Source organism: Arthrobacter sp. BPSS-3, assembly GCF_044628475.1.
In the GTDB taxonomy this organism is placed as follows: domain Bacteria; phylum Actinomycetota; class Actinomycetes; order Actinomycetales; family Micrococcaceae; genus Arthrobacter.
In genome coordinates this window covers 316,986-338,429 of the sequence record NZ_JBIMMV010000002.1, presented here as the reverse complement: position 1 = coordinate 338,429, position 21,444 = coordinate 316,986, and the positions used below count along the sequence as shown (strand labels likewise).

General features: G+C 70.7%; 18 protein-coding genes, 2 tRNA genes and 1 riboswitch. Of the genes, 3 read left to right on the top strand and 17 right to left on the bottom strand.

What is annotated here, in order from left to right; translation table 11 throughout:
- Positions 1-4: 4 nt before the first annotated feature.
- Positions 5-1,381 carry an NAD(P)/FAD-dependent oxidoreductase gene (locus tag ACFVY3_RS04565; protein WP_400158895.1) on the bottom strand — a complete coding sequence of 459 codons (1,377 nt, stop codon included), beginning with the start codon at positions 1,379-1,381 and terminating at the stop codon, positions 5-7.
- 172 nt (positions 1,382-1,553) lie between these two features.
- Between ACFVY3_RS04565 and ACFVY3_RS04560 the strand changes: the two genes are divergently transcribed.
- Positions 1,554-2,474 (top strand): LysR family transcriptional regulator, encoded by a 921-nt coding sequence (locus ACFVY3_RS04560; RefSeq protein ID WP_400158894.1) that lies wholly within the window; start codon positions 1,554-1,556, stop codon positions 2,472-2,474.
- A 27-nt stretch (positions 2,475-2,501) separates the two neighbouring features.
- On the opposite strand, the gene ACFVY3_RS04555 is transcribed toward ACFVY3_RS04560, so the two are convergent.
- Positions 2,502-3,920, bottom strand: coding sequence for an aldehyde dehydrogenase family protein (locus tag ACFVY3_RS04555; protein WP_400158893.1), 1,419 nt, complete (start codon positions 3,918-3,920; stop codon positions 2,502-2,504).
- A gap of 108 nt (positions 3,921-4,028) precedes the next feature.
- Between ACFVY3_RS04555 and ACFVY3_RS04550 the strand changes: the two genes are divergently transcribed.
- Complete coding sequence (locus ACFVY3_RS04550; RefSeq protein ID WP_290257632.1) at positions 4,029-4,535, top strand: DUF2004 domain-containing protein; 507 nt, start codon at positions 4,029-4,031, stop codon at positions 4,533-4,535.
- 58 nt (positions 4,536-4,593) lie between these two features.
- Positions 4,594-4,791 (top strand): hypothetical protein, encoded by a 198-nt coding sequence (locus tag ACFVY3_RS04545; protein ID WP_290257631.1) that lies wholly within the window; start codon positions 4,594-4,596, stop codon positions 4,789-4,791.
- A 33-nt stretch (positions 4,792-4,824) separates the two neighbouring features.
- On the opposite strand, the gene ACFVY3_RS04540 is transcribed toward ACFVY3_RS04545, so the two are convergent.
- The 15 genes from ACFVY3_RS04540 to ACFVY3_RS04470 form a co-directional block, all read right to left on the bottom strand.
- The gene (locus ACFVY3_RS04540; protein ID WP_366173215.1) at positions 4,825-6,078 is read right to left on the bottom strand and encodes an ROK family transcriptional regulator; all 1,254 of its coding nucleotides are present in this window, start codon (positions 6,076-6,078) and stop codon (positions 4,825-4,827) included.
- Positions 6,079-6,177: 99 nt separating this feature from the next.
- Positions 6,178-7,353, bottom strand: coding sequence for a class I SAM-dependent methyltransferase (locus ACFVY3_RS04535; protein ID WP_400158892.1), 1,176 nt, complete (start codon positions 7,351-7,353; stop codon positions 6,178-6,180).
- Positions 7,354-7,418: 65 nt separating this feature from the next.
- Positions 7,419-7,491: transfer RNA gene (locus ACFVY3_RS04530), tRNA-Ala, on the bottom strand.
- Positions 7,492-7,689: 198 nt separating this feature from the next.
- Positions 7,690-7,762 (bottom strand) — tRNA-Ala (locus tag ACFVY3_RS04525).
- 117 nt (positions 7,763-7,879) lie between these two features.
- Positions 7,880-8,281: a ribosome silencing factor gene (gene rsfS / locus ACFVY3_RS04520; protein WP_290257628.1), complete on the bottom strand. Its 402-nt coding sequence runs from the start codon at positions 8,279-8,281 to the stop codon at positions 7,880-7,882.
- A gap of 110 nt (positions 8,282-8,391) precedes the next feature.
- The gene (locus tag ACFVY3_RS04515; protein WP_290257627.1) at positions 8,392-9,693 is read right to left on the bottom strand and encodes a hypothetical protein; all 1,302 of its coding nucleotides are present in this window, start codon (positions 9,691-9,693) and stop codon (positions 8,392-8,394) included.
- 7 nt (positions 9,694-9,700) lie between these two features.
- Positions 9,701-10,372 (bottom strand): nicotinate-nucleotide adenylyltransferase, encoded by a 672-nt coding sequence (gene nadD / locus ACFVY3_RS04510; protein WP_290257626.1) that lies wholly within the window; start codon positions 10,370-10,372, stop codon positions 9,701-9,703.
- Positions 10,373-10,385: 13 nt separating this feature from the next.
- A complete protein-coding gene (locus ACFVY3_RS04505; protein WP_290257625.1) occupies positions 10,386-10,619 on the bottom strand; it encodes a hypothetical protein in 234 nt (77 codons plus the stop codon).
- Between the two features lie 80 nt (positions 10,620-10,699).
- A complete protein-coding gene (locus ACFVY3_RS04500; RefSeq protein ID WP_400158891.1) occupies positions 10,700-12,031 on the bottom strand; it encodes a glutamate-5-semialdehyde dehydrogenase in 1,332 nt (443 codons plus the stop codon).
- Positions 12,032-12,057: 26 nt separating this feature from the next.
- Positions 12,058-13,215 carry a glutamate 5-kinase gene (gene proB / locus ACFVY3_RS04495; protein ID WP_400158890.1) on the bottom strand — a complete coding sequence of 386 codons (1,158 nt, stop codon included), beginning with the start codon at positions 13,213-13,215 and terminating at the stop codon, positions 12,058-12,060.
- Positions 13,205-14,794, bottom strand: a complete 1,590-nt coding sequence (gene obgE / locus ACFVY3_RS04490) for a GTPase ObgE (RefSeq protein ID WP_364135206.1) — start codon at positions 14,792-14,794, stop codon at positions 13,205-13,207. The genes proB and obgE overlap by 11 nt, the downstream gene beginning before the upstream one ends.
- 115 nt (positions 14,795-14,909) lie before the next feature.
- A complete protein-coding gene (gene rpmA / locus ACFVY3_RS04485) occupies positions 14,910-15,173 on the bottom strand; it encodes a 50S ribosomal protein L27 (RefSeq protein ID WP_009372867.1) in 264 nt (87 codons plus the stop codon).
- 61 nt (positions 15,174-15,234) lie between these two features.
- Positions 15,235-15,543, bottom strand: a complete 309-nt coding sequence (rplU, locus tag ACFVY3_RS04480) for a 50S ribosomal protein L21 (protein WP_290257883.1) — start codon at positions 15,541-15,543, stop codon at positions 15,235-15,237.
- Positions 15,544-15,908: 365 nt separating this feature from the next.
- Entirely contained in the window at positions 15,909-17,423 is a 1,515-nt protein-coding gene (locus tag ACFVY3_RS04475) for a bifunctional hydroxymethylpyrimidine kinase/phosphomethylpyrimidine kinase (RefSeq protein WP_400159058.1), read from the bottom strand.
- A gap of 160 nt (positions 17,424-17,583) precedes the next feature.
- Positions 17,584-17,681: riboswitch (TPP riboswitch) on the bottom strand.
- Between the two features lie 181 nt (positions 17,682-17,862).
- Entirely contained in the window at positions 17,863-21,405 is a 3,543-nt protein-coding gene (locus ACFVY3_RS04470) for an Rne/Rng family ribonuclease (protein ID WP_400158889.1), read from the bottom strand.
- Positions 21,406-21,444: the final 39 nt, after the last annotated feature.

The window sequence follows — 21,444 nt, the reverse complement described above, 5'->3', positions numbered from 1 at the left end:
CGGCTCACAGGCCCTCCGCGGCCGGGGACAGTTCGGCGTCGCGGGTGCCCTGACCGTCGACTTCCCAGTCGCGGCCCAGCCGGGCGGCGGCCCGGACGCCGGAAAGCGCGCCGTCCTCGTGGAAACCCCAGCCGTGGTAGGCGCCCGCGAACGCCAGCCGGTCATCACCCAGGCCCAGGATGCGTTCCTGCGCCCGGAGCGAGTCCGGCGTGTACTGCGGGTGTTCGTAGACCATCTGCTCCAGCACCGTGCCGTCCCCGATCAGTTCGGATTCGCCCAGGCTGACAATGTAGCGCTTGCCGTCCACCGGCTCCAGCCGCTGCAGACGGGTCATGTCATAGCTGACCAGCACGCGGTCCGGCCGGGCGTCGCAGGCGGGCAGCCGGTAGTTCCAGGAGGCCTTGGCGTTTTCGCTGGCGGGGAGCACGGCGTCGTCGCGGTGGAAGACGGTCTGGTTGACCGAGTAGGGCATGCCGCGCAGGGCGTCGCGTTCTTCGTCCGTGGCGTCGGCCAGCATGCCCAGGGCCTGCGCCGGGTGCGTGGCGATGACGACGGCGTCGAAGTTCTCCGCCGTCTCGGCGCCGGCGGCGTCGCGGGTGGTGACTTCCAGGCCGCCGGGGTGGCGCCGGACCCGCAGGACCGGGCTGCCGGTGCGGACGTCCGGCAGGGCGGCGGCGACCTTGTCCACGTAGCTGCGGGAGCCGCCGGTGACCGTGCGCCACTGCGGGGAGCCCTTGATGCCGAGCAGGCCGTGGTGGCCGAGGAAGGTGAAGAGGTAGCGCGCCGGGTAGGCCAGGGCGGTCGACGGGTCGCAGGACCAGACGGCGCTGACCACGGGCGTCATGAAGTGGGCGATGAAGTAGTCGCTGAACTTCTCCTGGGCCAGGAACTCGCCGAGGGTCAGTTCGGGGCCGGCGGTGCCGGTCTTGTCCGCCTCCGCCAGCAGGGCCCGGGCGCGGCGGTAGAAGCGGGTGACTTCCAGCAGCATCCGCAGGTAGCGCCCGCGCAGCAGGGTGGAGGGCCGGGGAATGATGCCGCGGGCACCGCCCCGGGCCCCCGCGTACTCCAGCCCGCAGCCGTCGCAGCGGATGGACATGCTCATTTCGGAGTCCTGGGTCTGGACGCCGAGTTCCCGGAAGAGCCGCAACAGGGTGGGGTACGTCCGCTCGTTGTGGACGATGAAGCCGGTGTCGATGCCCAGCACAGAGCCGTCCGCCTGGCGCACGTCATGGGTGTGGGCGTGCCCGCCGAGCCGGGTATCGGCCTCGAAGAGCGTGACCTGGTCGCGCCGGTTCAGCACGTAGGCCGCCGTCAGGCCGGCCACGCCACTGCCGATCACGGCAACCCGGCGTCCGTCCGGGATGCTTGCTGCTTGCTGCACTGGTTGCTCCTGTTGCTTCGCCTGAATCGTCCTGGTGGAACTTGCTAAGGGCAATTCGTCACCGCGAGGCAGCCGGATGAGTCTTACTTTTCCGGCGGACGCCTAGGACCAATGTGCCAGAATGAAGCGGGATTTCGCTCCCGCCCCACCGCAAACACCGAAGGGCAATTCCGTGATCAACCCCGTTCACCTCAGGACGCTCGTCGAAGTGGTTCGGTTGGGGTCCTTTGCGGCGGCCGCCACCCGGCTGGGCTACACCTCCTCGGCGGTCTCCCAGCAGATGTCCGCCCTGGAACGGGACACCGGGGTGGAGCTGTTCCAGCGGTCGGCCCGGAGCATCCAGCCCACCGACGCCGCCGTCACCATGACCCGGCACGCGGCGAAGGTGCTGACCGACATCGACGCGCTCATGGCGGCCGCGGCCCGCACGAACGAGAGCCCCCGCCAGGAGCTGCGGCTGGGCATCTTCCCCTCCCTGGCCACCTACGTGCTGCCCCGGATCCTGCAGAACCCGGCGTGGAAGAAGCTGGGCATCGAGCTGCGGGTTTCCGTCGCCGAACCCGGACAGACCATCCAGGGCCTGCGCACCGGTGGCGAGCTCGACGTCGCCCTGGTCTACCAGGTGGGCCAGTCCGGCCTGGCCTGGCCGCACACGGTCAACCGGCAGTGGATCGGCGACGACGACTTCCGAGTAGTGCTGCCCGCCGGCTGGGGCATCGGCCCGGGATCAAAGGTCGCCGCGGACCACCTCTCGGACATGCCGTGGATCATGCACCACCCGGGCACCTCGGACGCCACCGTGATCGAGCGGCTGTTCGCCAGCTGCAACCTGCACCCCCGGGTCGTGGCCTACAGCGACGACTTCCACGCCAGCCTGGAGATGGCCGCCGCCGGCCTGGGCGCGGCGCTGGTCCCGGAACTGGCCCTGCTGCACCGGCCCGACGGCGTCGTGGTCCTGGACGTCCCCGAGATCAGGCTGGCGCGCAACGTCTTCGCGTTGCTGCCGAAGGAGAAGCAGACCGCCCAGGTGCAGCTGTTCGTCGAGCTGCTGGCCGACACCCTGCAGAAACTGGGCACCACGCGCCGCGACTAGTCCGTCCTCACGGCCCCCGCCCCGGGGCTACCCGCCGTGGTTCCTGCCGGGGTTCTTTCCCGGGTTCCTTCCCGCCGGGGACACGAAGCTGCTGATCAGCCGGTGCTTGAGGCGGGTGTAGGGCGGGAAGATCAGTCCGAGGGTTTCCGGCCACAGCGGCTTGGACAAGCTGGCCCGCTCGTGCGAGAAGGTCTTTAGCGAGTGCTCGCCGTGGTAGGCGCCCATCCCGCTGCCGCCCACGCCGCCGAACGGCAGGCCGGGCACGGTCAGGTGCGCCACGGGGACGTCGAAGCAGAGCGCCCCGGAGGAGGTCTGCTCGGAGAATGCCCGGCGGGTGCCGGCGTCGTCGCTGAAGACGTAGAGCGCCAGGGGTTTGGGCCGGGCGTTGATGGCGCTGATCGCCTCACCGGGGCCGCTGACCTCCAGCAGCGGCAGCAGCGGGCCGAAGATCTCCTCCCCCATCACCGCGTCGCCGGGCGCCGGCCGGAGCAGCGTCGGCTCGAAGTAGCGGGTGGCCGCGTCCCGGGCGCCGCCGTGCACCACGGTGCTGCCGTCCGCGAGCGCGGCGAGCCGGTCGAAGTGCCTGTCGTTGATGATCCGGCCGTAGGAGTCGCTCGCGGCCGCATCCTTGCCGAACAGGGCCGTGACCGCCGTGGCAAGTTCCCGTTGCAGCGGCTCGATCACCTCGGCGGTGGCCAGCACGTAGTCAGGGGCCACGCAGGTCTGGCCGGCGTTCATGAACCGGCCCCAGGCAAGCCGCCGGGCCGCCTTGGCCAGGTCCGTGGTGGCGTCCACGTACGCCGGGGATTTCCCGCCGAGTTCCAGCGTGACCGGGGTCAGGTGCTCCGCCGCGGCACGCAGCACCGCCTTGGCCGCCACCTCCCCGCCGGTGAAGAAGATGTGGTCGAAGGGGACGGCCAGCAGTTCCGTGGTTTCCGGGATGCCGCCCTCCACCACCTGCACGGCGCCGGCCAAGTACTCTGGGACCCACCGGGCCAGGGCCGCGGAGGTGGCGGGGGCGTGCTCGCTGGGCTTGAGGATCACCGTGTTGCCCGCGGCGAGGGCGCCGGCCAGTGGGGCGAGCAGCAGCTGCAGCGGGTAGTTCCACGGCCCGATCACCAGCACCACCCCCAGCGGGGTCAGCTCGGTCCAGGCCCTGGCCGGCTGCACGGAGAGCGGGACGGGCACCGGCCGCGGGCGCAGCCAGGCCGCGAGGTGTTTTTCCAGGTGAGCGGCCTCGGCGGTGACGAAGCCGATCTCCGTCATCTGCGATTCGGTCTCGTGCTTGCCCAGGTCCGCGGAGAGGGCCTGCGCGAACTCGGCCCGGCGTTCCACCAGCATGCGGCGCAGGGCGGCGAGCTGCTGGAGCCGCCACTGCAACGGCCGGGTCACCCCGCTGTCGAACTCTTCACGGGCGCGGGCGACGGCGGCGGCTACGGTCTGCATCCGATCAATGTACCGTCACCGCACCCGTCCCGGACTGCGGTTTCAGGTAAATTCCGCTAAATCCCGGTGATGCTGGAACAGCCACCGGTTCAGGGCTATGTTGAAGACATGAGCAAGGTATCCAGCCGGCATTTTGGAGAAATCGAGCTCAACCACGGGCGCGACCATAACTTCGCCGCCACCCATGAACTTGCCGGCCACCCGCTGGAACTGGACCTGAACGTCAACGCCCATGACCACTTTGACGAGGCGGCCCTGCACAAGGTGGACTACCGCTTGCGCTTCCTGCCCGAGGTGGTGGACCAGGTGCGGGAAATGATCGCCGAGGAGCTGGACCAGGAGGGCAGCAGCCCGCAGGAGTACCTGCGCTTCCACTGCAACGCCCTCAAACCCGAACACCTGCGGCAGGTCTTCGGCGTCGAGGACAAGTCCCAGCTGACCAACCAGGTCTTCCTCAAGGCCCTCAAGCTAGGCCACGTGGGCATCTATCCCGGCCAGCCCGAACGCTACTTCGTCCTCGACTTCACCCTGGGCGCGCACTTCACCGACGAGGTGCTCGTCGCCTCCACGGACGAGGACGGGGTCGTCGACGACGAGATCCTCTGGGAGTCCTGAGCAGGCCCCCGGCCGGAAGTCCCTCCCCCGCGGCCGCGGCGGGGTCTATCCTGCTGGCATGATCCAGCTTCCAGCCAGTTACCAGGAGTACCTCGCGGGCAAGAGCGAGGGCATTGTGAACACCGTCCGGCCGGTCCTCATGCAGTCCGCGGCGGACAGGTCCCACGGGGTGCGGGTGGTGGTGCACCCGCACGACCATCAGGCCCACATCGACGAAACCCTGCCGTTCGGCACGGTCCTGGAGGACATCGACTGACGCCGTTGACCGGCGCCCGGTCCTCAGCGGGCGTCAGCCCTCCAGCAGCAGCCGCTGGGAGCGCGGGGCGAGCATGTGCTCCAGCACCAGGCAGGCGGCCCCGACAGCGCCGACGTCGTCGCCCACGCCCGTGCTGACCACCTCCACGCCGTGGATCTTGCCGGTGTCGCTGTTGCCTGCCACGAGCCCGGGGACCAGCTCCAGGTAGGCCGGGGCGAGGCAGGTCCAGAACGGGCCGCCGAAGACGACGCGGTCCACGTCCAGGGCGTTGATCACCGCGGCCACGGCGCGGCTGACCAGCACGGCCGAGTCGCGGAGGATGCCGACGGCGCCCTCGTGGCCGCCGTAGGCCATGGCGCACAACTCGGCGAAACGCTCCTGAACGGCGGGGGCGCTGTGGCCCTCCTCGGGGCCGTCCAGCACGCCGGTGGCGACGGCCTTGGCCACCAGCACCTGCGGGATGGCGGAGGACTTCACGCAGCCGCGCTGGCCGCAGTCGCACTCGGGACCGTCCGGGTCCACGATCACGTGGCCGATCTCGCCCGCGTTGCCGGAGACGCCGCGGACCACTTCGCCGTTGAGGACCAGGCCGCAGCCGATGCCGGTGCCCATGTACATGAAGAGAAAGCTGCCGGCACCGCTGGGGCCCCCGGCCCAGGTCTCGGCGACGGCGGCGCTGGTGACGTCCTTGTCCAGGATGGTGGAGAGGCCGGTGGCCTCGGCCAGGGCGTCGCGGAGGTTCACGCGGTCCCATCCCGGCAGCAGCGGCGGGTCGACGACCGCGCCGGCCACCAGGTCGATGGGTCCGGGCGAGGCGACGCCCAGGCCGGCGATCTTGGCCCGGTCCACGCCCGAGTCGTCGATCAGCTGTTTGATCTCGGCGGCGATGGTGTCGATGATGGCGCCGGGTTCGCTCCCGTCGGGCGTCGGGATCCGGGTGTGCCGGACGACGTCGCCCACCAGGTCCAGCAGGACGAACGTGAGGACGGCGGGGTCCACGTGCACGCCGACGGCGTACATGCCGGCCGGGTTCAGCCGCAGCATGGTGCGGGGCTTACCGGGGCCGGTGCCCTCCTTGCCGGCCTCGACGATCAGGCTCTGGTCCAGGAGGCGGCGGGAGATGTTGGAGATGGTCTGCGGGGAGAGCCCGACGATCTGGGCCAGCTCCACCCGGCTCAGTCCCGCCGGGGAACGGCGGATCGCGTCCAGGATGACGGTGAGGTTGAAGTCGCCCATCCGTGGGAGGTTCGTTCCCCGCCGCGGCGAGGGTGTGCGGCTCTCAGTCACTGGTACCTCTCAACGTCATCGGGCAAGTACTGCTGATGAGGGAAATGCTACGTCACCGGCCTGTTGCTGCCACACAGGCAGCCGTCACGTTCGCGCGGATTACGCGGGCCGGCGGGTGCTGGCGGTGACGGTGAACTTCGGGTTCCGGCCCGCCTCGCGGGTGGGACCCACCAGGCGCTCCAGGGCGGGCCGGTACTGCAGGTGACTGTTGTAGACGGTCCAGAGTTCTCCCCCGGGCGCCAGCACCCGGGCGGCGGCCTCGATCAGCTTGAGGCCGGCGCCGGCGTGCACGGCCGAGCCCAGGTGGAAGGGCGGGTTGAGCAGCACCAGGTCCACCGAGGCGTCGGGCAGGGTGCTCAGGGCGTCGTCCCGCAAACCCGTCACGCTCGTGATTCCGTTGGCGCGCGCGGTGGCCAGGGCGGAGTCGACGGCGGCGGCGGAGCGGTCCGTGGCGGTGACGCGGGACTCCGGGTGGCTCCGGGCATAGAGGGCGGCGAGGATGCCGGTGCCGCAACCGAGGTCGACGGCGTGCCGGGCGGCCGGCATCTGCGGCAGGAAGTCCAGGAGGAAGCGGGTGCCGATGTCCAGCCCGGTGCCGGCGAAGACCGCACCGCGGGCGCAGACCGTGAGGTCCAGGCCCGGGTGGTGCTCTGACACCGGGTACGGCGGCTCCCCCACGGCCGGCTTCGGGCCGCGGGCCACCAGCACGCGGGACTTTTGCCGCGCGAGCTGGGGCTGGACCTCCGCGAAGGAGCGGGCCAGGACCGCGTTCATGCCCAGGCTCATGTGCTTGACCCGGCCGCCGGCCAGCAGAACAGCGCCGGGGGCGGCGTGGCGCGCGACGGCGTCGGCGATCTCCTCCAGTTCGGCGAGGGAGCGGGGCAGCTGGAGCAGCACCAGGGAGGCGCCGTCGACGGCGTCGGACAGGGTGGTCTGGATGAAACCGCCGGTGAGGCCCGCAGCGTCGGCGTTGCGCCGCAGGGCGCGTTCGCCCGTGATGAGGTCCTGATGGACCCGGACCGCCGGTGTCGCCGGGTCAGTGCCGCCGTCGGCGGTCCCCAGCGCGAGGAGGCCGAGGGTCAGAGCGCCGTAGTTGTCGCCGATGACCGCCACCGGTCCGCCGTCGTGGAAGCCGGCAGCGGTGTCCAGCAGCAGGCGGTCGGTGGCGTCCCAGGCCTGGAGGTTGGGGGCCTCCACGTCAGGGAAGCGCCGCAGTCCGGCGAAGAGCTGGTCGAGGGGATGGTCCGACACGTCCGGTTTCCGCCGTTTCGTCATGGTGGGTGGGGTGGCCGAAGGGTTAAAGCGGTGAGGCCCCGCTCAATGAGCGGGGCCTCGTTCGGTGGAGCTGAGGGGACTCGAACCCCTGACCCCCTGCATGCCATGCAGGTGCGCTACCAGCTGCGCCACAGCCCCGAACCGTTTCCTGCCGATCCGGTTTTTTATGCCGTTCCGATCAAGCAACCTGATTAGAGTAATGCACTTTCGTCCGGGATGCTAATCGGCGCCCGGCGGGCGTGTCCCGGCTGGTTTCCGGGGGGCTTCGCGGGATTCCGGAGCGCATCCGGGCAATAAAAAAATCCGCCGGAACCTGTTGGTTCCGGCGGATTACGGTGGAGCTGAGGGGACTCGAACCCCTGACCCCCTGCATGCCATGCAGGTGCGCTACCAGCTGCGCCACAGCCCCGTATTCTCGCCGCTTCGACCTCGTTCCCGCCGAAGCAACTCAAATATCTTAGAACACCACTTCCGAAAATTCCAAATCGGGAATATTCAGAGGGGGCCCGCCCCGGAGGGCTGCCGGCTACTCCGCGTCGGTGCCGGCCGCGGCCTTGGCGGACGCGTCGTCGCCGAGCTGCAGGTCGACCACGGGGCAGTCCTTCCAGAGGCGCTCGAGGGCGTAGAAGACCCGGTCCTCTTCGTGCTGGACGTGGATGACGACGTCGGCGTAGTCCAGCAGCACCCAGCGGCCGCCGGAGCGCCCCTCGCGGCGGACGGGCTTGAGATCGTGCTTGGACAGTTCGTCCTCGATGCCGTCGACGATTGCGTTGACCTGGCGCTCGGACGGGGCCGACGCGATGAGGAAGACGTCGGCCAGGGCGAGGCGTTCGCTGACGTCGAGCGCCACGATGTCTTCGGCCAGCTTGTCCGCGGCCGCGTGGGCGGCGTGGCGGGCGGTTGTGATGGCTGAATCGGTTGCAGTCACGGGACTCCTTGTTGGTGATGAAACTGTGGTGAAACTCGGTGAATGGGGTGCCGGCCCGGGGCCGGACGGTGAAAGCTGGTGATAGATGGCGGGCCGCGGCACGGGCCGCGTCAGTGGCCCATGCCGGTGATGATCAGGATGACGCCGGCCACGAGGGCCAGGACGCCGAGGGCCAGGACGCTGAGCTGCAGCAGGTGCAGCCGCCGCGCCCGGCCGAGCCCGGCGGTGGCCGCGTCCAACGGGTCCAGTCCGTAGGCGGCGTTGGCGGCGACCGGCGGACGGGCGGCCAGGTCCTCCTGCGCCTGCGCGTCCTGCACCTGGTCCCCTGCTGCGGGACGCCGACCGGCCTTGGCCGCGGCTTCGGCCCGGGCCAGGACGCCGGTGCGGCCGGCGTCGCGCTGCTGCTTGGCCGGACGGCGGCCGGTGCGGGGCTGAACTTTCGGACCCTGGTTGGTCACGAGCGGCACGTAGGAGGTCGCCGGCCGCTTCATCACCGGGCGTTCCATGCCGGGCACCTCGACGAATTCCAGCGGGGTGACCATGGCCAGGTTGCTGGCCGTGGAGGGCCCGTTGTCCGGGGCGCCGGGTTTGGGTGCGGATCCCTCGGCCCCCGCCTCCGGGACGCCGGCGGTGGTCCGGGGCGCCTGCTGGCTGTTCTGCTCGGCAAGCTTCTGCTTGGCCGCGGCGCGCCGGTTCAGGACGGCGGCCCGCTCGGCCAGGGCGATCTGCTGCGCCAGGACCTCGGGGTCGACGGCGTCGGGGTCGGTGGCGGCAATGTGCTCCATCTTCGCCACCTGGTTGCGGGCCTGGGCTGCGAGGAGTTCCCGGGCGGCAAGGGCCTGCTCGACGCTCATGCCCTCCGGGGCGGCCGGTGCTTCCGGAGCGTCCGCCGTTTCGGGAGCCTGCTGCGGAGCCGCTTCGGGTGGGGCGTCCCGCTTCGGAGCCACCACCGGGTGCCGCTGCGTCCGCGGCGAGGGCATCGGCACGATCGGGTTGGCCGACGTGGCCGGAGCCGTTTCCTCGGCCAGCTGCTGGAGGCGCAGCTGCCGGCGGGTGGGCGGGCCGCCCGGGGAGAGCTGGCCCTCCTTCTCGGCGAGTTCCTTGATGGTGCGCAGGGCGGCCCGGTCACGGGCACGGACCTGGGAGGACCGCTCGGCGGGCGACTCGCGGCGCACGGTGTCTACCGGGCCGGGGATCCGGCGGCGGCCGGTGGTCTCGGCCTCGGTGGGTTCCACGGGCCGGGACTGCCGTGCAGCGGCGGCGTTCTCCGGGGAGCCGGAACCGGCGCCGGCACTCCCCGGGTTCCCGGGGGTATCGGCGCTCCCGGAGTTATCCGGTTCCGCTGCCTGCCGTTCATCCCTGGCACGGCGCAGTTCGCGTCGGCTGCGGATGGGAGGCTGTTCCTGACTCATGGGAGGCTCACTCGGTACTGGCGGTTAGGTGTGGTTGGAGGACGGGGCGGACCTGGTGGACGTCCAGTTCCGTTTCCGGCTGGCCGTCGTAGAGCCCGTACTTGGCGATGTACTGCACCACGCCGTCGGGCACCAGGTACCAGACGGGGTTGCCGGCGGCCACGCGGGCGCGGCAGTCCGTGGACGAGATCGCCATCGCCGGAATCTCCAGGAGCGTGACGTCGTCGCGGCCCATGCCGTCCAGGACGTGGCCGGGACGCGTCACCCCGACGAAGTGCGCCAGCGACCAGAGCTCGTTGATGTCCTTCCAGGAGAGGATCTGCGCCAGGGCGTCCGCTCCGGTGATGAAGAACAAGTCCGCGTCGGGACGCTGCGTGTGCAGGTCCCGCAGGGTGTCGATGGTGTACGTCGGACCGGGCCGGTCGATGTCCACGCGGCTGACCGTGAAGCGCGGATTGGACGCTGTGGCAATGACGGTCATCAGGTACCGGTGCTCGGCCTGGGTGACCTTTTTGCTGCTCTTCTGCCACGGCTGCCCAGTGGGTACGAACACCACCTCGTCGAGGCCGAACTTGGCCGCGACCTCGCTGGCGGCCACCAGGTGCCCGTGGTGGATCGGATCGAACGTGCCGCCCATCACACCCAGGCGCAGGCGGCGTGTTGCGCCGTGCGGCTTCATGATGGCGGAAATATTAGTGGCCTTGGCCGTGGTCGTGCTTGTTCGGGTGCTGGCGGTGCGGGTCAGCGTGCTCTTCGACGGCGCTGTGGCGCTTGCCCAGGTTGCCGTAGGAGAGAGTGATGAACATCAGGACCAGGAGGAGCACGAACATCGTGCCGCCGATCACGTAAGGCGGCGCGATGAGCGGAGCGGGTTCTTCGTGCGCCACTGCTGCGGCAACGGACGTGGCGATCTGCTGAAACAGCATGTTCTCCCCTAGTGAGTTCTACAAATGGACGACGGCGGAGGATCCCACCGTTCCTGGCTTTAGTCCATGGTACCGCGTGACTAGGCCCGGATCTGGCCCTCGCCCTGCACGATCCACTTGGTGGTGGTGAGTTCGGTCAAGCCCATCGGACCGCGGGCGTGCAGCTTCTGCGTGGAGATCCCCACCTCGGCGCCCAGCCCCAGCTCGCCGCCGTCGGTGAACCGGGTGGAGGCGTTGACGATCACCGCGGCGGAATCAATCTCCGCGATGAAGCGCTCGGCGTTGGCGAGGTCGTTGGTGACGATCGCCTCGGTGTGGCCGGTGGACCAGCTGCGGATGTGGGCCAGAGCCTCGTCCATGCTGTCGACCATGGCTACGGCGAGGTCCAGGTCCATATACTCGGTGGCCCAGTCCACGTCCGTGGCGGGCACGGTCTCCACCGAGGGCAGCGCGGCGGTGACGCGGGCGTCGGTGTGCAGGGTGACCCCGGCGGCCCGGAGGGCGTCGGCGACGGCGGGCAGCACGGTGGACCCCGAGTGCACCAAGAGGGTTTCGACCGTGTTGCAGACGCTGGGCCGCTGGGTCTTGGCGTTGAGGAGGATCTCCACGGCCATCTTCTCGTCCGCGGAGGCGTCGAGGAAGATGTGCACGTTGCCCTCGCCGGTCTCGATGACGGGGACGGCGGAGTTGGTCACGACGGTCTGGATCAGGTCCCGGCCGCCGCGTGGAATCAGGACGTCCACACGGCCGCGGGCCCGCATCAGCACGTTGGCGCCGTCGCGGCCGTATTCGTCGACGCTCTGGACGGCGTCCGCGGGCAGCCCAACGGAGACCAGGGCGTCGCGGAGGACGTTGATCAGGGCGATGTTGGTTTCGGCTGCGGCGCTGCCGCCGCGCAGGATCACGGCGTTGCCGCTCTTGAGCGCCAGTCCGGCGATGTCCACGGTGACGTTGGGGCGGGCCTCGTAGATGGCGGCGACGACGCCCATGGGCACGTTGACCTGCCGGAGCCGGAGCCCGTTCGGCAGGGTCTGGCCGCGCACCACGTTGCCCACGGGGTCGGGCAGGCCGGCGAGGTTATCCAGCGCCGCGGCGAGGGCTTCGATCCGGGCGTCGTTCAGCGTCAGCCGGTCCAGCAGCGCGGCGGAGGTGCCGTTGGCGCGGCCGGCGGCGACGTCCTTGGCGTTGGCGGCGAGGATGGTGCCCCGGTGCTCCAGGAGGGCGGCGCCGATGGCGCGCAGGCCGCGGTCCTTCCAGGCCCGGTTGGCGCGGGCCATCTCGCGCGAGGCGGCGCGGGACCGGTCGGCGATCGCGTGGACCGCGGCTTCGACACCCGGGGCCGCCGGCGGCAGGCCTGCGGCAGACGTGTCGTTCAGGGGCAGGTCGGGGTGCGAAGTCAGGGCCTCAGTCATGCTCCAAGTTTAGGCGAGTGGGTGGGTCAGACCAGCACCAGGTCGTCAACATGAACAACTTCGCGCTCGTAGCCAGGGCCCAGGCTGCGGCCCAGGTCCATGGTGGAGCGTCCGAGCATCTGCGGCAGCTCCCCGGCGCCGTAGTTGACCAGCCCGCGGGCGATCACGGTGCCGTCGGCGCCGACCATCTCCACCGGGTCGCCGCTCTCGAAGTCCCCATGCACGGCGGTGATGCCGGCTGGCAGCAGGGAGGTGTGGCGTTCCCGGACGGCGCGGACGGCGCCGTCGTCGAGCACCAGCCGGCCCTGGACGGACGCGAGGTGCGCCAGCCAGAGCAGCCGGATGGGCTTGCGGGCGCCGTTAACGGAGAACCAGGTGCCCACGTCCTCCCCCGCCAGTGCGGCGGCGGCGTTCGGGGTGGAGGTGACCAGGGCGTGGATGCCGGAGCCGGCGGCGATCGAGGCTGCCTCCACCTTGGTGACCATTCCGCCGGTCCCCACGCCGGCCTTGCCGGTGCTGCCAATCGAGACGCCCTCGAGGTCACGGGGGCCCGCGACGTGCGGGATCCTCCGGGCGCCGCGTGCGGGCGGCCCGTCGTAGAGGGAGTCGACGTCGGAGAGCAGCACCAGCGCGTCGGCGCGGACCAGGTGGGCCACCAAGGCGGCCAGCCGGTCGTTGTCGCCGAAGCGGATCTCGTGGGTGGCGACGGTGTCGTTCTCGTTGACCACGGGCACGACGCCGAGGTTCAGCAGCCGGTCCAGGGCGCGGAACGCGTTGGTGTGCTGGCTGCGGCGCATGAAGTCGTCCGCGGTCAGCAGGACCTGGCTGACAGTGACCCCGTGGGCGCCGAAGGCGTGGGTGTAGCGGGCCATGAGCAGGCCCTGCCCCACGCTCGCCGCGGCCTGCTGGGTGGCGAGGTCGCGGGGGCGCTTCTCCAGGCCCAGAGGTGCCAGGCCGGCGGCGATCGCGCCGGAGGAGACCAGGATGATCTCGGTGCCGGCGTTGCGCTTGTGCGCCAGGGCGTCGGCCAGGCCGGTGAGGGCCTCCTCGTCGATGCCGCCCTTGATGGACGTCAGCGAGGAGGAGCCGACCTTGACGACGATCCGGCGCGCGTCGGCCAGGAGTGCCCGGCCGGGAAATACTGCCGACGTCACGTCGCCGGCCCGGGTGGCGTTACTGGTCATCGGCGTCGCCGAGTCCACTCTCCTTGAGCGGCTGCTGGGCGCGGCGGCCGCTGACCGATTCGGTCCAGATGCCGGCCTTGCGCTCGGCTTCCAGCTCGGCGCGGGCGGCGGCCTTGGCGTCGCGGCGTTCCTGCTGTTCCTCGCGCTTCTGGCCGCGGGTGGGGCGGTCGCCGATGTCCGCGAAGCGGATGTCGGTGCCGCGCGGGGAGGCCAGCAGTTCCGCGCCGGCCATCATGGTGGGCTCCCAGTCGAAGACGACGCCGTCGTCCTCGCCGATCACGACGGCGTCGCCGGGCTTGGCGCCCTGCTTGAACAGCTCGGTTTCGACGCCCAGCTTGGCCAGCCGGTCCGCGAGGTAGCCGATGGCTTCCTCGTTGGTGAAGTCTGTCTGCTTGACCCAGCGCACCGGCTTTTCGCCCAGGACACGGAACAGCGGTTCCATGCCGCGTTCCTCGCGCCGGATGGTGAAGCCGGATTCGTTGACGGCGCGGGGGCGCAGCACCGGGGCGGCGACCTTCGGCGGGGTGGCGGCGACGGCGTCGCGGGCGGCCTTGACGATCTCTGCCATGGCGAAGCCGAGCTGGCGCAGGCCCTCGTGGCTGGTGGCGGAAATTTCGAAGACGCGGTAGCCGCGCTTCTCGAGCTCGGGGCGGACGAACTCGGCCATGTCCTTGCCGTCGGGCAGGTCCACCTTGTTCAGGGCGACCAGTCGCGGGCGGTGGTTCAGCGGGACGACCTCGCCGTCGGTGCCGGCGTAGCTCATGTCGACGGCGTACTTCTCCAGCTCGGCCTCGATCACGGCCAGGTCGGAGAGCGGGTCGCGGTCCGATTCGAGCGTGCCGCAGTCGAGGACGTGGACCAGGGCGGCGCAGCGTTCGACGTGGCGCAGGAAGTGGTGGCCGAGGCCCTTGCCCTCGCTGGCGCCCTCGATCAGGCCGGGCACGTCGGCGATGGTGAAACGGACGTCGCCGGCCTGGACGACGCCGAGGTTGGGGATCAGGGTGGTAAAGGGGTAGTCCGCGATCTTGGGCCGCGCGGCGGACATGGCGGCGATCAGGCTGGACTTGCCGGCGGACGGGAAGCCGACCAGGGCGATGTCCGCGATGGACTTCAGTTCCAGGACAATGTCGCTGGATTCGCCCTCGATGCCGAGGAGCGCGAAGCCGGGGGCGCGGCGCTTCTGCGAGGACAGGGCCGCGTTGCCGAGGCCCCCGAGGCCGCCGGCGGCGGCGATGTATTCGGTGCCCTCCCCCACCATGTCGGCCAGGACGGTACCGTCCTTGCTCTTGACGACGGTGCCTTCGGGGACGGGCAGGACCAGGGTCTCGCCGTTCTTGCCGCCGCGCCAGTCACCCATACCGGGGCCGCCGTTGGTGGCGTGCCGGTGGGGGGCGTGGTGGTAGTCCAGGAGGGTGGTGGTCTGGGGGTCGACGCGGAGGATGACGTCGCCGCCGTTGCCGCCGTTGCCGCCGTCGGGTCCGCCGAGGGGCTTGAACTTTTCACGGTGGACGGAGACACACCCGTGACCGCCGGTACCGCCGGATACGTGCAGTACTACCCGGTCTACAAAGCTGGCCACGTGGATCTCCTCAGTGCTGTTCCCGGTCCGCAAGGTCCCGGAATGATTGTAATGCGGTTAAAACACCGGTGGAGCGGACCCATTGGCCCGCCCCACCGATTGTGAAACGTAGGTGTTACTCTGCGGCTGCAGCAGCCACGATGTTCACGACGCGACGGCCGCGGCGGGTGCCGAACTCGACAGCGCCGGGGGTCAGTGCGAACAGGGTGTCGTCGCCGCCGCGGCCAACGCCGGCGCCCGGGTGGAAGTGGGTGCCACGCTGGCGGACGATGATCTCGCCGGCGGAAACGACCTGGCCGCCGAAGCGCTTCACGCCGAGGTACTGGGCGTTGGAGTCACGACCGTTGCGAGTGGAGCTCGCGCCTTTTTTATGTGCCATTTGGAATGCCTGCCTTCAAAAAATTCTGGGAAACTGCGGGAACCTGATCAGTAACGGAAAGTTACTTGATACCGGTGATCTTGACCTTGGTCAGTTCCTGACGGTGACCCTGGCGCTTCTTGTAACCGGTCTTGTTCTTGTACTTCTGGATGACGATCTTGGGACCACGGAGGTCTTCCAGGATCTCAGCCGTAACCGTTACCTTAGCCAGGTCCGCTGCGGCAGACGTGACCTTGTCACCATCCACCAGGAGCAGTGCGGGCAGCTCAAAGGTGCTGCCGGCTCCACCGGGGACGCGGTTCAGGGTAACGAAGTCTCCAACAGAAACCTTCTCTTGGCGGCCGCCTGCGCGGACAATCGCGTACACCACTGGGGAACTCACTTCTCTCGACGTTTATTACTAGATTTGCGTGCGGAACCTGGCCCCGAAATACCGGAGCGGCTCACGCTGTGCCTCAACGCCGGCAGGTTCCCCGGGGGAACCCATGAGCTATCCCGTGGATCATCCGTCCCGCGTGGGGTGGACAGTTCCTCAGGGTCATAACCCAAGTGTTGGCGTAAGCACCGAAGATCAAGACTACGCTAATTTCGCCTTCGGCCGCAAACGAGGCAGGCCCCGGAGAGTCGGGCGTGACCGGTGCCACAGTGCCGTTTTCCAAGGAACCGGACCGGGCGCCGCAGCCGCTTTCGGGAACCGCGCCCCACCACCTTACCGGCCGCGGCTCCCGTTCCGGGTCAGGCGTGCAGCCTCGGCGCGTCGAAGAAGTCCACCTCGAAGCGCACCGAGTGGACGAACGCCTCGGTCATGGCGCCCCGTTCGGCGGCGGAACCGCGGCGCGCGGCGGCGTCCGTGTAGCGGATCGCCTGCCGGGTCGACTCGGCGAAGGCCTCGTCCGCGTAGGTCCGCAGCCAGGCCGCGTAGGGGTGGCTTTCGTCCGCGCCCGCTGCCAGGAACTGAGCGTGCAGCGCGGCGCCCACCTCGGCGTAGAGCCAGAAGCAGGGCAGCGCCGCGGCCACGAGGACCCCGTAGCTGCCGGCCAGGGACGCGGCGTGCAGGTGGTCCACGTAGGACTTGGTGACCGGACCCTGACGCCGCGGGGCGCCGGCACGCCCGGCCAGCCAGCTGCGGTGCAGTTCCGACTCAACCTCAAGGCACTGGGCGGCCGACCGTGACCAGAACAGTTGCTCCGCCTCCGTCGGGGCTAGCGCCGCGGCGCGGGACAGCACCCGGGAGTAGCCGTTGAGGTAGAGCGCGTCCTGGCCGAGGTAGTAGGCGAACTCGTGTTCCGGCAGGGTTCCGTCCGCCAAGCCCCGGATGAAGTCCAGGGCGTAGATCTCCGACAGGCCCTCCGCGGCGAGGGGCTCGAGGCCGGTGGCAAAGTCGCCGGGTTCCCTAAGGCGTTCCGTGAAGTGTTCCGTGCCGGCCCCGGGCCCCGGTTCCGCCGGCTGGGCGAGGTGGTGGAAGTGGTGGATGGGTCCGTTGCCGGTGCCGACGTCGAGCCGTCCGGCCTCGCGCAGCGCCCCCAGCAGCCAGGGCTTGACGCGGCGCAGCGCCGCTTCCCAGTCCCCGCCGGCGGCGTAGGCCGTGGCAAGGGCCGAGGACAGCGAGCACCCGGTGCCGTGGCTGTTGCGGGTGTCGACCCGCTCCCCCGGCACCACCACGGTCTCGCTGCCGGGCAGTCCCGCGCTGTTGACCAGCGCGTCCGGGCACCCGCCGTCGGCGTCCTCCTCGAGATGGCCGCCCTTGACCAGGACCGTGGTTCCGGCCAGCGCGGAGAGGCGCTTGCCCTGCTCCAGCGCCTCCGCCCAGCCGGCGGCGACCGGTTCATCCAGCAGGAGGGCGAGTTCGGCCAGGTTCGGGGTGACCAGGTCGGCGAGCGGCAGCAGGGTGTGCAGGGCCGCGACGGCCGATTCCTGCAGCAGCCGGTCACCGCTGGTGGCAACCATGACGGGGTCCAGGACGACGACGGCGGGCCGGGTACGTTCCAGCCACGCCCGCACCGCGTCGATGACGCCGGCGTCGCCGAGCATGCCGATCTTGACGGCGTCGATGGTGATGTCCTCGGCGATGGCGTCCAGCTGCTCGGTCAGGAAGGCGGCGGGGGGCACGTGCACGGACCGGACGCCGCGGGTGTTCTGCGCGGTCAGGGCGGTGATGGCGGCCATGCCGTAGCCGCCCATGGCCGCGATGCTCTTCAGGTCCGCCTGGATTCCGGCGCCGCCGGAGGGGTCGGAACCGGCGATGGCCAGGACCCTGGGGACCCGGGCCCGCCCGGTGGCCGCGTGGGCCGTGCCGGCCGACGCCTCGGGTCCGGCGGCGTCGGCCCTGGATGCCGGGAACACCGTCTGCAGGAAACTGGCGCCGGCCGCGGGAGTGGTTGAGAGAGCCGCGGGTGCTACCGCGGGTTGGGTCGAAGACAAGAGACATCCCTTCGCCGGTGCTAACCGGACAGGTTCAACGGGTGTGGATCTCAGCCGGCCCGATGCGCGGCACCCCGTGTCGCGTTCCAGCGTAGCGCCCCTCCCCGGTTTCGCTGCCCGGCGGCCCGTTCTGCCCGGTCCCACCTCCGGCCGGACTCCCCTTAACCGGCTCGCGGGTACCGCCCGGAGTCGACGCTTCGAAAGGTCGAATCCGGGCGATACCCGCGGGTGGTACTGAGCGGTACCGGGTGGTGCGGCGGCGGAGCGGTTACAGCTCCGAGGCCGGTACGCCGACGCCGAGGATGATCGGGCCGCCGTTGTCCTTCACCACAGGCTTGACCGTTTCCGGTGCCTTGGCCTCGTGGACCGAGCCCTGGCCGGACGGGGCGGAGGCCTGCCGGCGCTGCTCGATGGCGGTCTCGTTGGCTGCCCCTTGGGCACGGCTGGCACTACGGTGCCGCCGCGGACGGCGCTGGCCGGTGGCCGGTTCCGCTGCCGCCGGAGTGCGGGTGGCGACGGGGGCCGCCGCCGGCGCGGCCGTCTTGGGAGCCTCCTGCCGACGGGTGTCCTGCTTCGGAGCCTCCTGCTGCCGGGTGTCCTGCTTCGGAGCCTCCTGCTGCCGGGTGTCCTGCTTCGGAGCCTCCTGCGGGGCGGGTTCCCTGCGGTTTTCCGGTTCGGCCGCGCGGTTGCGGGCGTTCGGCGGCTGGATCCGGGCCGTGCGGGCACGTCCCCGGCCACGGGTGGCCCGGGACTGGTCGGCGGACCGTCCGGCGGCCGGAGCCTCGGCGGGTGCTTCAGCCTCCGGGGCGGGGGCTTGCACGGACCGTGCTTCCACGGACGGCGCTTCCACGGACGGGACGGCCTCGCGGACCGCGGACTCCGTGGTCCCGGACTGGCGGTCCCGCGAGTCCGAGTCGCCCAGGTTGGCGAACGCCTCGGTCAGCAGGTCCAGGGTCAGGGCCGGCTGCGGCGCCTGCTCGGCGTGCTCGACGAAGGGCAGGGCCACCTGCTCGCCGCCGAACGTCAGCACGGCGGCGGGACGACCGGCTGCTTCCTCGGTGGAGGCCAGCTCGACGGCGGCGTCCAGCGCCGCCTGCCGGGTCTCGGCGTCGGGCGCTGCCGTGGCGTCGCCGTCGTGCAGGTGCGCCGCGTGGGCCGCCGCCGCGATATTCGCCAGCGCTGCACGGGTGGCCTCGGCCTTGGCGTGCCGCTCGGCCTCGGTGGGCTCGTGGTGCCCGGCCGCCGGCACCTGCTGCTGCTGGCCCTCGGTGCCCTGGCCGCCCTTGCCGCGGCGGCGCTTGCGCTCGTTGCGGGCGGCGGGCTGCTGCTCGGTGCGCGGAACGTGGTGTTCCGCGGCGACGGTGTTGGCGCGGCGGTGCTCGACCGGTTCGTCGTGCGTGACGACGCCCCGGCCGGCGCAGGCCTCGCACTGCTCGCCGAAGACTTCCAGCAGGCCGGTGCCCATCCGCTTGCGGGTCATCTGCACCAGGCCGAGCGAGGTAACCTCGGCCACCTGGTGCTTGGTCCGGTCCCGGCCCAGGCACTCCACCATGCGGCGCAGAACGAGGTCGCGGTTGGATTCGAGCACCATGTCGATGAAGTCGATGACGATGATGCCGCCGATGTCGCGCAGGCGCAGCTGGCGGACGACTTCCTCGGCCGCTTCGAGGTTGTTCTTGGTGACGGTTTCCTCGAGGTTGCCGCCGGAGCCGGTGAACTTGCCGGTGTTGACGTCCACCACGGTCATGGCCTCGGTGCGGTCGATCACGAGGGAGCCGCCGGACGGCAGGAAGACCTTGCGTTCCAGAGCCTTGTGGATCTGCTCGTCGATGCGCCAGGCGGAGAAGATGTCCGTGTCCTTGGTCCACTTCTCGAGCCTGCCCACCAGGTCCGGCGCCACGTAGGTGACGTAGGCCTCGATGGTGTCCCAGGCCTCCTCACCGGAGACGATCAGCTTGGAGAAGTCCTCGTTGAACACGTCGCGGACCACCTTGATGGTCAGGTCCGGTTCGCCGTAGAGGAGCTCCGGGGCGAGGATCTTGGTGGACGTGGCCTGGCTTTCGATGCCCTCCCACTGGGCGCGGAGCCGGTTGATGTCATGCGTCAGCTCCTCTTCCGAGGCTCCCTCGGCCGCGGTGCGGACGATCACGCCGGCGTCTTCCGGCAAGCGGTCCTTGAGGATGCGCTTGAGCCGGTTGCGTTCGACGTCGGGCAGCTTGCGGGAGATGCCCGTCATGGAACCGCCGGGCACGTACACGAGGTACCGGCCGGGTAGCGAGATCTGGCTGGTGAGGCGGGCGCCCTTGTGGCCCACCGGGTCCTTGGTCACCTGGACCAGGACGGAGTCGCCGGACTTGAGCGCGTTCTCGATCCGGCGCTGCTTGCCCTCGAGGTTGACGGCGTCCCAGTTGACCTCGCCGGCGTACAGCACGGCGTTGCGGCCGCGTCCGATGTCGACGAAGGCCGCCTCCATGGAGGGCAGCACGTTCTGCACGCGGCCCAGGTAGACGTTGCCGATCAGCGAGTCCTGCTGGGTCTTGGAGACGAAGTGCTCGGCCAGGACGCCGTCTTCGAGGACACCGATCTGGATTCTGTCGTCGCGCTGGCGAACGATCATCTGCCGGTCCACGGATTCGCGGCGCGCCAGGAACTCCGCTTCGGTGATGACGGTGCGGCGGCGGCCGGTGTCGCGGGACTCGCGGCGGCGCTGCTTCTTCGCCTCCAGCCGGGTGGAGCCCTTGACCGAGGTGACGCGGTTGCTGACCGGTGCTTCGCTGACGGTGCGCGGCGCGCGGACCCGGGTGACGGTGTTGGGCGGGTCGTCGTCGCTGCCGCCGGTCAGTTCGAGGTCCTGGTCACCGCGACGGCGGCGACGGCGGCGGCGGGACGTCACGCCGTCCTCCAGTGCGGCCTCGCGGCCCTCCTCGGCGTCCTCGTCGCCGGGCTCGGCGTCGGTGTCGGCCTCGGAGACCCGGCTGCGGCCACGGCGGCCGCGGCTGCGGCGACGGCGGCGGTTGCCCTGCTCGTCGTCTTCCTCGTCTTCGTCGGTGTCTGTGTCCTCGGCAGCTGCCGCGGCAGGGGCGGGACGGACGACAGCGGTGAGGTCCGGGGCCTGGAAGAGCATGGAGGTGACGGCGCCGGGGGCGGAAGGGGCGAGGAACAACGACGGCGTTTCGGTTTCCTGGGCCTCCTCGGCGGGGGCCTCCGTTGCCGGGGCCTGCTCGGCGGGGGTTTCGGTGGCGGCGGCGGGAGCGTCCGGGGCGGCAACGGCAGCATCAGCCGTGGGCGCGTCGTCGGTGGCGCCGGCCTCCGGGGCGGTTTCCGCGGGCACCTCGGCGGGGGCAGCCTTGGCGCGGCTGGCCCGGCGGCGGACCGGCTTGCGCGGGACATCGGCCCCAGCTTCGGCATCGGCGGGAACGTCGGCGGGGGCCACGGCCTCGGAAACGGTCAGGAGGGCGGGGGCTTCGTCCGCGGCGTCAGCCTCGGGTGCTGCGGCTGCCTTCGGGGCGGCCTGGCGGCGGGTGCGGGTCCGGCGCGCCGGGGCCTTCTCCGCTGCGGGTTCCTCCGCGGCATCGGCCGGGACGCTGTTGTCTGCATTGGCAGCGTCTGCTTCGGCGCCTGCGGCGGGAGCCGCGGCGTCGGCGGTTTCATCGGCCGGTGCGGCCGCTTCGGCCTTGGGAGCCGCTTTCTTTCGGGTGCGCGGTGCCCGTTTAGGCTTTTCCGGCACCTCGGTGGCGGTTGCGCCGTCGGTCATGGGGGCGTCGGAAACCGTTGCTTCGTCGTTGCCCGTTTCCAGCTGTTCATTATCCATATGAGGCCACGCTCCTGCCCCTGATGCGCCGCCACATCC

What these genes read in the sequence shown, in the direction of transcription:
- ACFVY3_RS04555 (WP_400158893.1), bottom strand. Translation starts at nt 3,920, where the DNA reads ATGCAGACCGTAGCCGCCGCCGTCGCCCGCGCCCGTGAAGAGTTCGAC.
- ACFVY3_RS04550 (WP_290257632.1), top strand. Translation starts at nt 4,029, where the DNA reads ATGAGCAAGGTATCCAGCCGGCATTTTGGAGAAATCGAGCTCAACCAC.
- ACFVY3_RS04545 (WP_290257631.1), top strand. Translation starts at nt 4,594, where the DNA reads ATGATCCAGCTTCCAGCCAGTTACCAGGAGTACCTCGCGGGCAAGAGC.
- ACFVY3_RS04535 (WP_400158892.1), bottom strand. Translation starts at nt 7,353, where the DNA reads ATGACGAAACGGCGGAAACCGGACGTGTCGGACCATCCCCTCGACCAG.
- ACFVY3_RS04515 (WP_290257627.1), bottom strand. Translation starts at nt 9,693, where the DNA reads ATGAGTCAGGAACAGCCTCCCATCCGCAGCCGACGCGAACTGCGCCGT.
- nadD (WP_290257626.1), bottom strand. Translation starts at nt 10,372, where the DNA reads ATGAAGCCGCACGGCGCAACACGCCGCCTGCGCCTGGGTGTGATGGGC.
- ACFVY3_RS04505 (WP_290257625.1), bottom strand. Translation starts at nt 10,619, where the DNA reads ATGCTGTTTCAGCAGATCGCCACGTCCGTTGCCGCAGCAGTGGCGCAC.
- ACFVY3_RS04500 (WP_400158891.1), bottom strand. Translation starts at nt 12,031, where the DNA reads ATGACTGAGGCCCTGACTTCGCACCCCGACCTGCCCCTGAACGACACG.
- proB (WP_400158890.1), bottom strand. Translation starts at nt 13,215, where the DNA reads ATGACCAGTAACGCCACCCGGGCCGGCGACGTGACGTCGGCAGTATTT.
- rpmA (WP_009372867.1), bottom strand. Translation starts at nt 15,173, where the DNA reads ATGGCACATAAAAAAGGCGCGAGCTCCACTCGCAACGGTCGTGACTCC.
- ACFVY3_RS04470 (WP_400158889.1), bottom strand. Translation starts at nt 21,405, where the DNA reads ATGGATAATGAACAGCTGGAAACGGGCAACGACGAAGCAACGGTTTCC.